Annotated in this window: 16 protein-coding genes; 7 read left to right on the top strand and 9 right to left on the bottom strand. The window is 71.1% G+C overall.

All coding sequences use genetic code 11. The features are described from left to right. Positions 1-26: 26 nt before the first annotated feature. Entirely contained in the window at positions 27-509 is a 483-nt protein-coding gene (locus tag ACWDR3_RS16625; RefSeq protein WP_450353199.1) for a VOC family protein, read from the bottom strand. A 169-nt stretch (positions 510-678) separates the two neighbouring features. Here ACWDR3_RS16625 and ACWDR3_RS16620 point away from each other — a divergent pair, with 169 nt between their 5' ends. The 3 genes from ACWDR3_RS16620 to ACWDR3_RS16610 all read left to right on the top strand — a co-directional run bounded on the left by ACWDR3_RS16620 (position 679) and on the right by ACWDR3_RS16610 (position 3,234). Continuing rightward, positions 679-1,878: an epoxide hydrolase family protein gene (locus tag ACWDR3_RS16620; RefSeq protein ID WP_450353198.1), complete on the top strand. Its 1,200-nt coding sequence runs from the start codon at positions 679-681 to the stop codon at positions 1,876-1,878. A 119-nt stretch (positions 1,879-1,997) separates the two neighbouring features. Further along, entirely contained in the window at positions 1,998-2,630 is a 633-nt protein-coding gene (locus tag ACWDR3_RS16615; protein ID WP_450353197.1) for a ClpP family protease, read from the top strand. Between the two features lies 1 nt (position 2,631). Continuing rightward, positions 2,632-3,234, top strand: a complete 603-nt coding sequence (locus tag ACWDR3_RS16610) for a ClpP family protease (RefSeq protein WP_124001343.1) — start codon at positions 2,632-2,634, stop codon at positions 3,232-3,234. 21 nt (positions 3,235-3,255) lie between these two features. Here the strand turns inward: ACWDR3_RS16610 and ACWDR3_RS16605 are convergent, their stop codons facing one another. Then, a complete protein-coding gene (locus ACWDR3_RS16605) occupies positions 3,256-3,681 on the bottom strand; it encodes a helix-turn-helix domain-containing protein (RefSeq protein ID WP_450353196.1) in 426 nt (141 codons plus the stop codon). Positions 3,682-3,867: 186 nt separating this feature from the next. On the opposite strand from ACWDR3_RS16605, the gene ACWDR3_RS16600 reads away from it, so the two are divergent. Next, a complete protein-coding gene (locus ACWDR3_RS16600) occupies positions 3,868-4,755 on the top strand; it encodes an RNA polymerase sigma factor SigF (RefSeq protein ID WP_450353195.1) in 888 nt (295 codons plus the stop codon). Between the two features lie 95 nt (positions 4,756-4,850). Here ACWDR3_RS16600 and ACWDR3_RS16595 read toward each other — a convergent pair whose 3' ends face one another. Together ACWDR3_RS16595 and ACWDR3_RS16590 are read right to left on the bottom strand one after the other, a co-directional pair. Then, positions 4,851-5,306: an ATP-binding protein gene (locus ACWDR3_RS16595; RefSeq protein WP_450353194.1), complete on the bottom strand. Its 456-nt coding sequence runs from the start codon at positions 5,304-5,306 to the stop codon at positions 4,851-4,853. Positions 5,307-5,401: 95 nt separating this feature from the next. Continuing rightward, a complete protein-coding gene (locus ACWDR3_RS16590) occupies positions 5,402-6,661 on the bottom strand; it encodes a DUF6777 domain-containing protein (protein ID WP_450353193.1) in 1,260 nt (419 codons plus the stop codon). Between the two features lie 159 nt (positions 6,662-6,820). Here ACWDR3_RS16590 and ACWDR3_RS16585 point away from each other — a divergent pair, with 159 nt between their 5' ends. Continuing rightward, positions 6,821-8,089 carry a streptophobe family protein gene (locus ACWDR3_RS16585; RefSeq protein WP_450353192.1) on the top strand — a complete coding sequence of 423 codons (1,269 nt, stop codon included), beginning with the start codon at positions 6,821-6,823 and terminating at the stop codon, positions 8,087-8,089. On the opposite strand, the gene ACWDR3_RS16580 is transcribed toward ACWDR3_RS16585, so the two are convergent. The 4 genes from ACWDR3_RS16580 to ACWDR3_RS16565 are packed head-to-tail and all read right to left on the bottom strand — an operon-like array spanning position 8,086 to position 12,465. Next, positions 8,086-9,078: a serine/threonine-protein kinase gene (locus ACWDR3_RS16580; RefSeq protein WP_450353191.1), complete on the bottom strand. Its 993-nt coding sequence runs from the start codon at positions 9,076-9,078 to the stop codon at positions 8,086-8,088. The genes ACWDR3_RS16585 and ACWDR3_RS16580 overlap by 4 nt on opposite strands. Beyond that, complete coding sequence (locus tag ACWDR3_RS16575; protein ID WP_450353190.1) at positions 9,068-9,643, bottom strand: hypothetical protein; 576 nt, start codon at positions 9,641-9,643, stop codon at positions 9,068-9,070. Before ACWDR3_RS16575 ends, ACWDR3_RS16580 begins: the two co-directional genes overlap by 11 nt. Positions 9,644-9,656: 13 nt before the next feature. Next, on the bottom strand, positions 9,657-11,996 hold the full coding sequence (locus ACWDR3_RS16570) for an FHA domain-containing protein (protein ID WP_450353189.1): 2,340 nt from the start codon (positions 11,994-11,996) through the stop codon (positions 9,657-9,659). A 58-nt stretch (positions 11,997-12,054) separates the two neighbouring features. Beyond that, entirely contained in the window at positions 12,055-12,465 is a 411-nt protein-coding gene (locus ACWDR3_RS16565; protein ID WP_401723667.1) for a hypothetical protein, read from the bottom strand. 358 nt (positions 12,466-12,823) lie between these two features. Between ACWDR3_RS16565 and ACWDR3_RS16560 the strand changes: the two genes are divergently transcribed. Continuing rightward, positions 12,824-13,207, top strand: a complete 384-nt coding sequence (locus tag ACWDR3_RS16560; protein WP_450353188.1) for a nuclear transport factor 2 family protein — start codon at positions 12,824-12,826, stop codon at positions 13,205-13,207. A gap of 101 nt (positions 13,208-13,308) precedes the next feature. Continuing rightward, the gene (locus ACWDR3_RS16555) at positions 13,309-13,596 is read left to right on the top strand and encodes a DUF1905 domain-containing protein (RefSeq protein WP_450353187.1); all 288 of its coding nucleotides are present in this window, start codon (positions 13,309-13,311) and stop codon (positions 13,594-13,596) included. On the opposite strand, the gene ACWDR3_RS16550 is transcribed toward ACWDR3_RS16555, so the two are convergent. Beyond that, complete coding sequence (locus tag ACWDR3_RS16550; protein WP_450353186.1) at positions 13,586-14,533, bottom strand: AraC family transcriptional regulator; 948 nt, start codon at positions 14,531-14,533, stop codon at positions 13,586-13,588. The two genes, ACWDR3_RS16555 and ACWDR3_RS16550, sit on opposite strands and share 11 nt — an antisense overlap. Positions 14,534-14,585: the final 52 nt, after the last annotated feature.

The raw sequence follows: 14,585 nt of genomic DNA, 5'->3' as shown, positions 1-14,585 counted from the left end.
CTGCGTGCGCCCCGCCACCGAGAGGGCTACTCGCCCGCGAACGCCTTCTCCAGGGCCGCGATGTCGAGCTTGCCCATCTTCATCATCGCGGCCATCGCGCGGGACGACTTCGTCGTGTCCGGGTCGCTGATCATGGCTTCCAGGCGGTCCGGCACGACCTGCCAGGACAGGCCGTAGCGGTCCTTGAGCCAGCCGCAGGGGCCGGGCTCGCCGCCGCCTTCGATGAGCTTGGTCCAGTAGTAGTCGACCTCCTCCTGGTCCGCGCAGTCGATCATGAAGGAGACGGCCTCGTTGAACTTGAACTGGGGGCCGCCGTTGAGCGCGAGGAACTTGTGGCCGTTGGCCGTGAACTCCACGGTCAGGACCGTGCCGGCCGGCTGCATGGCGCCCTCGGTGTAGCGGGCCACCTTGCCGACGCTGGAGTTCTTGAAGACCGAGACGTAGTAGTGCGCGGCCTCCTCGGCCTGGCCGTCGAACCAGAGACACGTGGTGAATCCGTCGGTGGTCATGTGCACCTCCTGGGCGGTGGAGCGGGGTGGATGGAACGCAGTCCGTGGAACACGGTCAGCTGCGTGGAACGCCGTCATCTGTATCGACCGGTCCGCTGCCCCGAACTCATCGGTCGAGCGGAAGGTAATCCGGATGGCCGTCTCCCGGCCCCGAACTAGGCTCCCCACCATGACGTCTTCGCCCGCCGAGAGCATCCGTCCCTTCCGCATCGACATCCCGCAGCGCGACCTCGACGATCTCCACGACCGTCTCGACCGCACCCGATGGCCGGACGAGCTGCCCGGCACCGGCTGGGCGTACGGCGTGCCGGCCGACTATCTGCGCGAACTCGTCCGGCACTGGCGGCACGCGTACGACTGGCGGGCGGCGGAGGCGCTGCTCAACGAGTGGCCGCAGTTCACGACCACGATCGACGGCTCGAACGTCCACTTCGCGCACGTCCGCTCGCCGGAGCCGGACGCCACCCCGCTGATCATCACGCACGGCTGGCCGGGCTCGATCGTCGAGTTCCTGGACATCGTGGGACCGCTCACCGACCCGGTCGCGCACGGCGGGGACGCGGCCGACGCGTTCCATGTCGTGGTGCCGAGCATCCCCGGCTTCGGGCTGTCCGGGCCGCCGGCCGACCTCGGCTGGGAGGCCGGGCGGATCGCCGACGCGTGGGCCGAGCTGATGCGGCGCCTCGGCTACGAGCGGTTCGGGGCGCAGGGCGGCGACTGGGGCGCCGCGATCTCCCGCGAACTGGGGCGCGCCCACCCCGACCGCGTGATCGGCGTACATCTGAATCTGCTGCCCGGCGGGCAGCAGTCCACCGAACCGACCCCCGACGAGCTGGACACCCTCGACACGGAGGAGCAGGAGCGGGCGCTCCTGTCGTGGCGCCGCTGGAGCGAGTGGTCGCGCGAGGGCACCGGGTACGCCGTCCTGCAGTCCACCCGGCCGCAGACCCTCGCGTACGCGCTCACCGACTCGCCGGTCGGCCAACTCGCCTGGATCGTCGAGAAGTTCCAGGCGTGGACGGACTCGGACCTGCTCCCCGAGGACGCCGTCGACCGGGACCGGATGCTCACCAACGTGATGCTGTACTGGCTGACCGGCACAGCCGGTTCGGCGGCCCGCATCTACTACGAACGCGCCCACGCCACCGGCCGCGCCGCCCGCCCCACCGAGCCGTCCGCCGCCCCGACGGCCGTCGCCGTCTTCCCGGCCGAGCCCCAACTCCCCCTGCGCCACAAGGCGGAGCGGACCGAGAACCTGGTCCGCTGGACGGAGTTCGACCGAGGCGGTCACTTCCCCGCGATGGAAGAGCCGGACCTACTGGTCACGGACGTGCGGGCGTTCTTCCGGCAGCTGCGCGAGAAGGACTGAGGACGCGCTCTGCCCGTGGCGAATCTGCCGCGGGCAGAGAAAGCGCATCGACGCGCCGACCTGGGCCAAGAGTGGAGTCGACGGCGACAACGCCTCGACCGAACAACCCAGGAGGACCGATGACTCCCCTCACCGCACCCCAGGCCGAGGAGGGCGAATCCCCGCCCACCCGCTTCGACGACCACCTCGCCTCCCAACTCCTCGGTCAGCGGATCGTGTTCCTCGGGACCGAGGTCAACGAGACCTCCGCCAACCGGATCTGCGCCCAGCTGCTCCTGCTGTCGGCGGAGGACCCGCGGACCGACATCGGGCTGTTCATCAACAGCCCGGGCGGCTCGGTCCACGCGGGGCTCGCCATCTACGACACCATGCGGCTGATCCCGAACGACGTGTCCACGCTCGCGATGGGGTTCGCGGCGAGCATGGGCCAGTTCCTGCTCAGCGTCGGCACGGCCGGCAAGCGCTACTCCCTCCCCCACGCTCGGATCATGATGCACCAGCCGTCGGCGGGCATCGGCGGCACCACTGCGGACATCGAGATCCAGGCGGACAACCTGGACTTCACCAAGCGGACCATCGAGCGGATCACCGCCGAGCACACCGGCCAGAGCCCGGAGACGATCTCGCGGGACGGCGACCGCGACCGCTGGTTCACGGCCGAGGAGGCCAAGGAGTACGGCATGGTGGACCGGGTCCTGGAGTCGCTCGCCGACATCCGCCCGGCCGCCGCACGACGACGGATGGGGCTGTGACATGGGGACCTACACGATTCCGAACGTCGTCGAGCGGACCCCGCAGGGCGAGCGGTCCTACGACGTGTTCAGCAAACTGCTGTCCGAGCGGATCATCTTCCTCGGCACCGAGATCGACGACGGCGTCGCCAACGTCGTCATCGCCCAACTCCTCCATCTGGAGTCGGCGGCCCCGGACAACGAGATCGCGATCTACCTCAACTCGCCCGGCGGCTCGTTCACTTCGCTGATGGCGATCTACGACACGATGACCTACGTCCAGGTACCGATCTCGACGTTCTGCGTCGGACAGGCCGCGTCCACGGCGGCCGTCCTGCTGGCCGGCGGGGATCCGGGACGCCGGTTCGTGCTGGAGCACGCGCGTGTGCTGCTCGGGCAGCCCGCCAGCGGCGGCCGGCAGGGCACGGTCTCCGATCTGGCCCTGCAGGCCAAGGAGATGGTCAGGATCCGCTCGCAGGTCGAGGAGGTGCTGTCCCGGCACACCCACCACGACATCGCGACCCTGCGCGCGGACATGGACCGCGACAAGGTGTTCACCGCCCAGGAGGCGGTCGCCTACGGACTGGCGGACGAGGTGGTGAGCCGGCGCCTGGCACGGGTGTGAGACGCCGGCCCGCGGACCGTCTCAGGCGACCAGGCACAGCCCGTCGTACGACGAGGTGGACGCGCCGCGGCTCCTGCGCTGCCGGCGGCTCTCGATCCGGGTGAGCTCGCCGTGCGCCAGCGACAGCAGGTCGCCGAGGCCGAGGCCCAGGGCGTGGGCGGCGGCCGCGAGGACCTCGGAGGAGGCCTCCTTGCGGCCGCGCTCCACCTCGGAGAGGTAGGGCATGGAGATCCGGGCCGCGTCGGCCACGTCCTTGAGTGTGCGCTCCTGGGCGAGCCGCTCGCGCCGCAGGACGTCACCGACCAGGTCGCGCCACAGCGGCTCCCTCGGCGCGGGGGTGACCGGGGTCACCGGCGCCTCGGGGGCCCGCCCCGGCGCTGGGGAGTCGGCCGGCCGCGCGGGACGCAGGGGGATGACTCGGGCTTCGTTCGGCGCTTGGCTGCTCACCCTCTTCAGCCTAGATATCTTCGACTCCAGGGGAAGAGGTCGGCGTTCCGCTCTGGGTGAAGCCGCGGTCAGTTTTCTTTTTCCCGAAGGTTGTTGGGCATGGGATCCCGGACCCGGGGTACCCGCTCTGCGAAGGAACCGAGGCCGGCGGACCGCCGCCGGGCCGAGACTTTCGTGGGAGAGGTAATGGACACCGCCGTGAACCGGTCAAAGGCACAGGTCAGGGAGAGGACCGCCGGGACCAGCACGAGTGGCGCACGGCTGCCGGGAATCGCCGAGCCGCGGGCCGTCGCCCCGCGTGACGCGCGCGAGCTGTCCCGCCAGTTCTTCCAGCGGCTGAGCGAACTGGAAGAGGGCACAGAGGAGTTCCAGTACGCGCGCAACACGCTGATCGAGATGAACATGTCGTTGGTCCGTTTCGCCGCCGGGCGGTTCCGGGGGCGCGGGGACGACATGGAGGACATCGTCCAGACCGGGATGATCGGTCTGATCAAGGCGATCGACCGGTTCGAGCTGTCCAGGGAGGTCGAGTTCACCTCCTTCGCGATCCCCTACATCGTCGGCGAGATCAAGCGCTTCTTCCGTGACACGACCTGGGCGGTGCATGTACCGCGCCGGCTCCAGGAGTTGCGCGTCGAGCTGGCCAAGGCCCGCGAGGAACTCGCCAGCAGGCTGGACCGGGAGCCCTCGGTCGCCGAACTCGCCACGCTCATGAACATCTCCGAGAGCCAGGTCATCGAGGGCCAGATCGCCTCGAACGGCTACAACTCCTCGTCCCTGGACGCCGCGCTCACCGGCGACGGAGCGGAGGGCGGCGAGTCCGTCCTCGCCGACTTCATCGGCGTGGAGGAGGACGGGCTGCGACTCGTCGAGGACTGCCAGTCCCTCGCCCCGCTGATGGCCGAACTCGGCGAGCGCGACCGGCAGATCATCCATATGCGGTTCGTGGAGGAAGCCACCCAGGCGGAGATCGGCGAACGCCTCGGCTGCTCGCAGATGCATGTGTCCCGGCTGATCAAGCGGATCATCACGCGACTGCGTGAAGGCATGCTGGGCGAGCTCGACTACGCCTGACAACTACGTCCGACGCACAGAGCGACCGTCTCAGCCGCCGACCGGGCGGCGGGACGGTCGCTCTGTCGTCTGCCCTGCGACAAACAGCAGTCGGCTCACTCGCCGTTCAACGGCAGCACCGCGCTCACGCGCTTGCCGACCGGCACCCGCTCGACGCTGATCCGGGCCGCCAGCGCGTGCACTATCTCCAGGCCGTGCCGGCCGATGCGCTGCGGGTCCCGCGGGAACCGGTGCGGAAGCGCGGCGCTGCTGTCGCAGACGCACACGGTCACCGCCGTGTCGGTGCCCTCCAGCTCCAGGATGTACGGCCCGTTGCTGTGCCGGTCGGCGTTGGTGACCAGTTCGCTCACGACGAGCAGCAGCTCGTCCCGGACGCGGTCGTCGATCATGGCGCACCACTCGGTCCGCAGTTGCTCGACGAAGAGCGCGGCGAAGGACCGCGCCTCGGCGATGCATCCCGGTTCACCCGTGTAGTGCGCGGCGCGCCGCAGCGGTTCCACGGGCACGTCGAACCCCGTCGGTACCACTGCCCCGCCCACGTGCTCGGTCATGCGTTTCTCTCTCGGAAGCCGGACTGGCCGGACGCTCTTGCACCAGTGCTCGTACCCCGAGCCGCGCCGCGCAGTCCCGGTGTGTCCCGTTCGTCTCAGAACGCCGGTGTGGTGGCGGACGACCCCGGAGCACTGTACGTCGACGCGAGCCCCGGCGCGGAGGAGTTCGAGGCCGTCGTCGTGTCTGCCGTGTCCGGGGCGATCGGCTGCTCGGAGGCCGAGGAACCCGACGACTCCGGCTCGCTGGTGGGCGGTTCGGAGGACGGTGTCTTCGAGGAGGGGGCGGTCGACGTCGACGGACACGGGCTGCCCGAAGGGGTCGCGGTGCCGGGGCTCGCGGTGGGCGAGGAGACGCACGGGGACGGCGACGGGGAGTCGGACGTCGAGGTCGACGGCGAGGTCGGGGTGGACACGCTGACCGACGGCGAGGGATGGTCCACCGGCGGCTTGGTGTGCTCGTCCTTGTGGCCCGTGTCGCCGCGGTGCCGGGCGATCCACTGGTCGTGGTGGGGGTCGTAGATCACGAAGATGTTGATGATCTGCGGTGCGGGGGTGACCACGACGACGTTCGAGGAGCGGTACGAGGCCCAGGAGTCGCCCGTCGGCTTCGGTGCGGTCCGCTGGGCGACGGGCGGGGTGAGCGGGTTGCCGCAGGCGCAGCGGACCCGGGGCACGCCGTGGCCGTCGACGAGGACGGCGGTACCGGTCTGGAGGACGGCCTGGTAGCTGGTGGCGGCGCCGTTGCGGTAGCCGTGGTTGGTGACGCGCGTGTCCATACGCAGTTGCACGGGCGTGAGGGAGCGCAGGTAGCTCGGGACCTGGTCGGGCTGGATGCCCTCGACCGAGGCGAAGGCCCGGTTCTTCGACGGGTTCGCCTGGAGGGACTTGATCTGCTTCTCCACGTCACAGGCGGAGACGTTGAGGCTGCCGCCGTAGAGTCCGGCCGCTCCGCCGTCGACCCCGCGTACCGCGTTCGCGGGCGCCGATTCGGTGGCCGGGCTCGCGGAGACGGGCGCGGCCGAGCTGTCCTTGGCCGTCGACTCCGTGAACGGATCGGGGCCCGTCTTGGCCGCGGACTGGAGGAAGACCTCGCCGCCGCTGTCCGAGGCGCTGTTCGAACTGCCGTCGGAGCGGGAGAACACGAGGCCCAGCACCACGGCGGCCACCGCGACGGTGGCGATGATCGCGACCCGGGGCGCGGACTTCCACCAGGGATGGTGGGGTTCCGGCGACGGTGTGCCACCGCTGCTGCCGGGTGGCTGGGAGGGCGGACCCGAGGGCGGCTCGGAGGGGCCCGACAGGGGTCCTGAGGGCGGGCCTGTGGGGCGGCCGGATGACGGCGGTTCGACGCTCACGAGGTCTTCTTCCCGACGCGGTTCCTGCGGCTCGCCCCGATTTGGCCGCAATGTCATGCCTTGTGCCCATTGTGTGCTCCGGTTCGGTGTCGCTCGCAAGCCGACGCGGACGGCCCTCCCGGCGGGCGGGCCGCGCCGAGGCTGTCTAGCGTGGCGAGAGTGAGCCTCCGAACCCCCTCCCACCAGGCATTCGCCCGCCACGGCTGGCTCCAGGCACTGGCCGCGGTACTGGCCCCGATCCTTGTGATGGGGGTCGTCGCGGCCCTGGGGCTGTGGGCGGCCGGGGCGGCGGATCTTCCGGACGGCGCCTTCCCGCGGGTCGTCGCGGCGACGGTGGTCACGGCGGTCGGCGGCACGATCGAGCTCTCCGGGAACGCCGGCGATCTCGCCGACACCAAGGCGGGCCTGACGGTCATCCCGCTCTCCGTCACCCTCGCCGGCGCTCTCGTCCTCGCCGTGGGCTTTCTACGGCCGCTGCGGCACCGGGCGGTCGCCGGGACGCCGGAACTGGTCGGCTGGGCCGTGCGGCTCGCCGTGCTGTGGCTGCTCGCGCTGCTGGGCCTGGCCTTCGGCGCCCGGCAGACCTTCAAGCTCTCGGTCGGTGACAGCACGCTCGGCGATCTCGGCGACCTCCTGGACGCCTCGCCCAAAGTCGGCTTCACGACGGACGTGCCGCAGACCCTGTTCTTCGGCCTGCTGTGGCTGGCGGGCGTACTGGTGTTGTCTCTGCTGGTCTCACGCGGAGCGCCGCTGCCGGGACGCCTGCTGCGCTTCCAGGAGTCGGTCCGACCGGCCGCGTACGCCATGGTCGTCCTACTTCTCGCGTACGTCGCTCTGGGCGCCGTCGTCGCGCTGGTGACCGCGGCGACGAAGGGGCATGCCCCCGAGACGCTCGCCGTGCTCCTGCTCGGTCTGCCCAACCTGGTCTGGCTCGCCTTCACGCTCGGCCTCGGTGTCACGTGGAGCGGCCGGGTGGAGGGACCGTTCGGCCTGCCCATGCCGCACGTCCTCGACGAGGCGCTGCGCACCCCGGACGTCTCCACGCTCAACGTGCGCACCCTCGCCGAGCACGACGGCAACGTGTGGTGGCTGGTGGCCGTCGACGCGGTCCTGCTGCTGGCCGCGGCGTTCGTGATGGCCGCCCGTTCCCCGGCCCGGGTCCGCGCCTGGCAGCACGCCCTGCACATGGCCGTCGCCCTCGCGCTGACCGTGCTCATGATCTGCCTGGTCGGCCGGATCTCCGCCCACTACGGGCTCTCCGTCCTGGGCATCGGCGACCTGGGCGGCGGCTTGTCCGGGGACCTGTTCCTCAAGCCCAAGGTGTGGTCCGCGCTGGGCCTCGCCCTCGCGTGGGGACTGGTGGCGGGCTTCCTGGGCGCGCTCCTGGCGAAGCCGGTGCGACGGCGGGGTGCGCGGGCCGGGCGTTAGCGACGGCCTCCGAAGACCGGCGCCGCCCAGCGCGGTGGCGGTGCGGGGCGCTCCTTCCCGGGGGCCACCACGCGCAGGTCGACCTCGGTCGGCGGGTGGGCATCCGGCACTTCGCCGTTCGTGGCGGAGCGCAGGGCGGTGATGAACGCGAGGCAGGAGTCGTGGCGGTCGTCGGGTGACTTGGCGAGGGCCTTGGCGAACACCGCGTCGACCGGTGCGGAGAGGTCGGGGCGGGATTCGGTCAGCGGGGGCGGTTCGTCGTACTGGTGGGCCCACAGGAGAGCCATGTCGTCGTCGCGGCGGAAGGGCGGGCGGCCCGCCAGGGACTCGTAGACGACGCAGGCCAGGCCGTAGACGTCGCAGCGGCCGTCGACCGGGCGGCCGGAGATCTGCTCGGGGGCCACGTAGTCGAGGGTGCCGACGAACTGGCCGACCGAGGTGAAGCCGGTCAGGGAGAGGGACTTCTTGGTCAGGCCGAAGTCGGTGAGGTAGACGTGCTCGGGGTGGTCGCTGTCGGTGCCGCGGGCGACCAGGATGTTGCCCGGTTTCACGTCCCGGTGGACCAGGCCGTGGTCGTGCGCCGCGTCCAGCGCGGAGGCCACCTGGGCGGCGATGCGCAGGGTGGCGGGCGGCGCCAACGGGCCCTGGCGGTCCAGGAGATGACGCAGGTCGCTGCCCTCGACGTAGCGCATGGCGATGTACAGGACGCCGTCCGTCTCGCCCGCCTCGAAGACGGGCACGATGTGCGGGTGGTCGATGGCCGCGGCGGCCCGGGACTCGTGGGTGAAGCGGAGCCGGAAGGTGTCGTTGCGGGCGAGTTCCGGGGCGAGCAGCTTGAGCGCGACCGCGCGGTCCAGGCGCAGATCGCGGGCCCGGTAGACGACGGCCATGCCGCCCCGGCCGATCTCGCGCTCGATGCGGTAGCCGGCGACCTGCCGGCCGATCAGCTCGGAGGGGCGGCCGGAGAAGAGGCTCGTGTCACGGGCCATCGGGGCTCACGACCTGGGTGGGGGCGTGGCCGGGGTCCGGTGCCGCGGCTCGGCCGTGGCCGGGGTCCGGTGCGGCGGCGCGGGGTCCGTCGTCCGTCGCGTAGGTGCTCAGGCGGGTTCCGTCGCCGTAGACCCAGCGGCCGTGGTCGGTGTCGTAGAGCCACACCGACTCTCCGTCGACGACGATCCCGATCCGCAGGCCCCGGGTGCGGACGCGGAAGGTCTCACCGTCGAGGCCGCCGCCCGCCAACTCCTCGACGGCGGCCCGGTAGTGGGCCAGCGTCTGTTCGGCGCGGGCGATGAGGGGGCGCGGGTCGGCCGTGCGGGCCTCGGGGTCGCCGGTGGTGGGCGGGTCCTGGGGTACGGCGACCAGATGGCGGCCGTCGACCCAGGCCGACCAGCCGTTGGCGCACTGCACGTGTCCCCAGTCGCCGCGCCGCTCGACGAGCTGGACCGGCAGCAGCGGGTCGAGGGGCATGGTGGGGCGGGCCGGGTCGGGGGCCTCCCAGGCGGGCATGCCGTGCTGGGGGACGACGTGGGTGGGCCGGAAGCCGGGGGTCGTCATCGGGCGGCCACCCCTACTTCCGCATCACGGCGGGTTCGTGCCGGCGCAGCAGCCGGGAGACCGCCCAGCCGAAGACCGCCGACAGGACGATCAGCATGCCGATGTTGAGCAGCCAGACCCCGGTCGAGTGCCGGAACAGCGGGTCGCCGGTCAGTTCGCCCGGCACGATCCGGGACAGTCCGACGGTGCCGGCCATCGCGCCGAGCGCCCAGCGGGAGGGCACCAGCCAGGACAGCTGTTCCAGGCCCGGCACGCCGTGCAGCTTCAACAGGGCGCCGCAGAAGACGACTTGGACGATGGCGAGCAGCACGAGCAGCGGCATCGTCACCTCCTCCTTGCGCACCAGGGCCGAGACCAGCAGGCCGAGCATCATCGCGGTGAAGGCCAACAGGGCCACCGCCACGGTGATTTCGACAAGGGGTGGCATCAACACGCCTTCGCCACCGGGCGCGTTGAGGTCGACGCCGAGCAGCGCCACCAGGGTCAGTACGACCGCCTGGAGCACGGTGATCGTGCCGAGCACGACGACCTTCGAGAGCAGGTACGCCGATCTGGACAGGCCGACGGCCCGCTCGCGCTGGTAGATGGTGCGTTCCTTGACCAGCTCGCGCACCGCGTTGGCCGCTCCGGTGAGGACTCCGCCGACGCACAGGATGAGCAGCGCGTTCATCGCGGTCTCCTGCGTCAGCTTGCTGCCCGCAAGGGCCCGGGCCATGGCGCCCATCACGAACGGCAGCGCGATCATGATGGCGAGGAAGGTGCGGTCGGCGGCGAGGGCGGCGGTGTAGCGGCGGATCAGGGTGCGGAGTTGGGCACTTCGACTGCGCGGGCGGGGCGGCGGGGTGAACACCACAGGACCCGACCGGTCCACGCGGGGCTGCGCGGAGGAGTCGGCGACGTACTGCCGGTGGAAGGGCGAGACGTGGAAGTCGCCCGCCCAGTCGCGGTCGCGGTCCCGTTCGAAGGCCTCGAAGGCCTCCGGCCACTGCTCGAAGCCGAAGAAGGCGAGGGCGTCCTCGGGCGGGCCGTAGTAGGCGACCTTGCCGCCGGGGGCGAGGACGAGGAGCCGGTCGCAGACGTCCAGGCTCAGCACGCTGTGGGTCACGACGATGACCGTGCGGCCGTCGTCGGCGAGGCCGCGCAGCATGTGCATCACCGAGCGGTCCATGCCGGGGTCCAGGCCCGAGGTCGGCTCGTCCAGGAAGAGCAGGGACGGCTTGGTCAGCAGTTCCAGGGCCACGCTGACCCGCTTGCGCTGCCCGCCGGAGAGGCTGTGGACGTGCTGTCCCGCGCGCTCCTCCAGGCCGAGTTCGCGGATCACCTCGTCGACCCTGGCCCGCCGTTCGGCCCTCGCGGTGTCCTGCGGGAAGCGCAGTTCGGCGGCGTAGGACAGGGCGCTGCGGACGGTGAGCTGGGCGTGCAGGATGTCGTCCTGGGGGACGAGGCCGATGCGCTGGCGCAGTTCGGCGTAGTCGCGGTAGAGGTCGCGGCCGTCGTAGAGGACGGTGCCGTGGTCGGCGGGGCGCTGGCCGGTGAGGGCGCCCAGGAGTGTGGACTTCCCGGCGCCGCTGGGGCCGACGACCGCGAGCAGGCACTTCTCCCCCACCGGGAACGCCACGTGGTCGAGCAGCGTCTTGCGGCCCCGGTCGACGGCGACCGTGAGGTCCTGGACGTCGAGGGAGACCTCGCCGGTGTCGACGTACTCCTGGAGCTCGTCGCCCACCAGGCAGAACGCGGAGTGGCCGATGCCGACGATGTCGCCGGGGCCGAGCGGGGCGCGGGTGACGGGTGAGCCGTTGAGGAAGGTGCCGTTGTGGCTGCCCACGTCGACGATCTCGTAGGTGCCGTCGGGCAGCGCGCGCAGTTCGGCGTGCCGGCGGGAGGCGACGAGGTCGTCGACGATCAGGTCGTTGTCGGGGCCGCGGCCGATGCGGACGGTGCGGGCGGGCAACGGTCGTACGGTCGTGGGCTGACGGAAGGTGCTGGTGAGGCGGGGCATGGAGACCGCCGAGGGGCGCTCCGGGGCCGGTGCCGGGCGGTCGACCAGGACGGCGCGGGGGCCGTCGGCGGGGTTGCCGAAGCGGATGACGCTGCCCGCGCCGACGCCCCACTCCTGGACGCGGCGGCCGTCGGCGTAGGTGCCGTTCGTGCTGTTCTCGTCCGCGAGGGTCCAGTGGTCGGCCTCGGGGCGCAGCACCGCGTGGTGCCAGGAGACCCGGGCGTCATCGATGACGATGTCGCACATCGGGTCACGTCCGACGTGGTAGTCGTGGCTCGGACTCATCACCGTGGAGCCCGTGTCGGTCTCCAGGACGAGTTCGGGCGCGCTCGGCGCGATCACCCGCTCTGCCATGCGGGAAATTCTACCGATTCGTACCCATGTGCGCCCGGCGCGGCGAGCGGGCCGCCGGTCAGCCGACCGACACGTACAGTCCGGGGCTCATCCGCTGCATCCGCAGCGCGTCGATGGACTCGGCCATCAGCTCGTACTCGGTGGTGTCGTCATAGAGGGCGATCCGCACCAGCCGCCCGGCGGCCAACTCGTTGGCCACCAGCTCCTGTTGGGTGACATCGCCGCACCAGGCACGCAGCACGGCGGGCACGTCGAGCACGGTGTCCGCGACCGGGACGAGTGAGCTGGGCGGGAAGTGCTCGGCCTCGGGCAGGGGGTCCAGACGGTCGGCGATCCAGTTCGCGCGGTCCCGCAGCCACCACAGGGCGAGAGCCAGGGTCGGGGCGCGATAGGTGCCCAGAGGTACACCGATGCGCTCGCCCGCGCAGGTGCCGTATGCCGTCACGTGGCATAAGAACTCGTCATGCACGTTCGCTCCCCCGTCGCTTCCTACGCCTGTCGGCAGGCCTCGCTTTCGGTGCGGCTCATGTGCTGTGCTGCGGTGTCGCTCTGGGTTTACCCAACTGCTGTGCGTGATCGGTTCTTCGCTCGATGTGAAGTTCCTAACAGTTGAGTATGTTCACTTGCGAAACACTGTCACCACGGATTTCCGGCCACTCTCCTGGCATATTCACAGGTCGAGTTGGCCGAAACGCGACGGGTCCCGTCATTACCCGAGAGGTAATCGACGTCCGGCGCACGGCCGGGCAGGGTGGTCGTACCGGGTCGCCGAGAGCGCGGCCACGGGTCCTGACCAGCAACGACCACCTCGATGGAGGCTGATCGCCATGTCCGCGAACACCGACCGTTACGAGCTTGCCGCCGCCCGTTACTTCGAGGCCTGGAACGCGGGCGAACCCGAGGAGTTGGCGAAGGCGGTCGCCACCGCGTGGGCCGCGGACGGAGGCTACACCGACCCCCTCACGGACGTCAGCGGGCACGAACAGATCGCGGCCGTGATCGCGGGGGCGCACGAGCAGTTCCCCGGATTCTCCTTCAAACTCGCCGGCGCGGTGGACGGTCACCATGAAACCGCCCGGTTCGCCTGGGAGTTGGTGAACGAGGCCGATGGCTCGGCGCCGGTGGCGGGCTTCGACGTGATCACACTGGACGCGGACGGGCGGATCCGCTCCGTGCTCGGTTTCCTGGACCGGGTGCCCGCCGGGGCCTGAGGGCCGGCGTCCGCGATGAGTTTTCGCGCTCCCGGTGGTCTCTTGAGTACACGGCAGAGCACACGGCCGCGTACCTGGCCGCCGGGAGCGAGGAGACGATCATGACGACGACCGAGAAGCTGGCCGAGGAGTTCACCGCGGTCCTGCGCAAGAGCCCGAACGAGGGCGGCTGGACCTATCTGGTCTGGCCGAGGTCGGTGGAGTTCTTCGGCACCCGCGGGCTGGTCAAGGTCCGCGGCACGATCGACGGACACCCGTTCCGCAGCTCGTTCATGGCCCTGGGTGACGGCACGCACAAACTGCCCGTGAAGGCCGACCTGCGCAAGGCCATCGGCAAGGCGGAGGGCGACCAGGTGACCGTACGCCTCGAAGAGCGGCTCAACTCCTAGCCGCCGCCTCCTCCCCAACCGCCGCGGCCTCCTCCCGGTACCGCCGCGGAGCCACGCCGACCGTCCGTTTGAAGGCGTTGCTGAAGGCGCTCTCGGAGGTGTAGCCGACGGAGCGGGCGAGCTCCGCCACGGGGGCGGTGTCCTGCCTCAGGGACCGGGCGGCCAGGCTCATGCGCCAGTTCAGCAGGTACGTCAGAGGCGGCACCCCGGCCGCCTCCTTGAACCGTACGGCGAAGGTGGTGCGGGACATCGCGGCCGCCCGGGCCAGCTCCTCCAACTGCCAAGGGTGGGCCGGGTCTTCGTGCATCAACCGCAGCGCCGGGGCGAGCCGTTCGTCGGCCAGCGCCCGCAGCCAGCCGGGCGGCAGCCCGTCCGCCTCGGTCAGGCAGACGCGCATCACCTGGACGAACATCAGCTGCGAGAGATGGTCCGAGGCGAACTCGACCCCGGCCCTGCGCGTGGTCATCTCCTCCGACAGCTGCCCGATGAGCCAACGCAGCGCGCCGGCCTCGGCCATGTCGGCCCGTACGTGGACGAGTTCCGGCAGGGCCCGGCGCAGCAGGTCGCCACGGTCGCGGCTGAGGTCGATGTGCCCGGACACGCAGACGACGTCCGTCTCACCGTCGCCGAGCCGGGCCATGCGGGTGACCGGGTCGACGGTGACGTCGGCGGAGTCCAGCGGCCGGATGCCGGGCCGACTGCACAGGACGTACGGCTTCGCGCCGTCGGAGACCACGATGTCGCCCTCCGCGAGCCGCACCGGTTCACCGCCCGCCTCGCGGAACAGCAGACACTCGCCCCGCACGAGGGCGTTCACCTTCAGCCGGTCACGGCCGCGCAGGTTGATCGCCCAGTCCCCGCCGGCCGTGAAGCCGCCGGAGAGCACACTGCGGGCGTCGGCGACGGCGAGGGCGTCGGACAGCGGGTCTGCGGACATGCTCGAACTATCACGCAAGTAATGCGGATCCTCAAGCATTCATCGTGCGGAT

The organism is Streptomyces sp. NPDC001002 (assembly GCF_053599215.1).
This window is presented reverse-complemented; position numbering and strand designations above follow the sequence as displayed.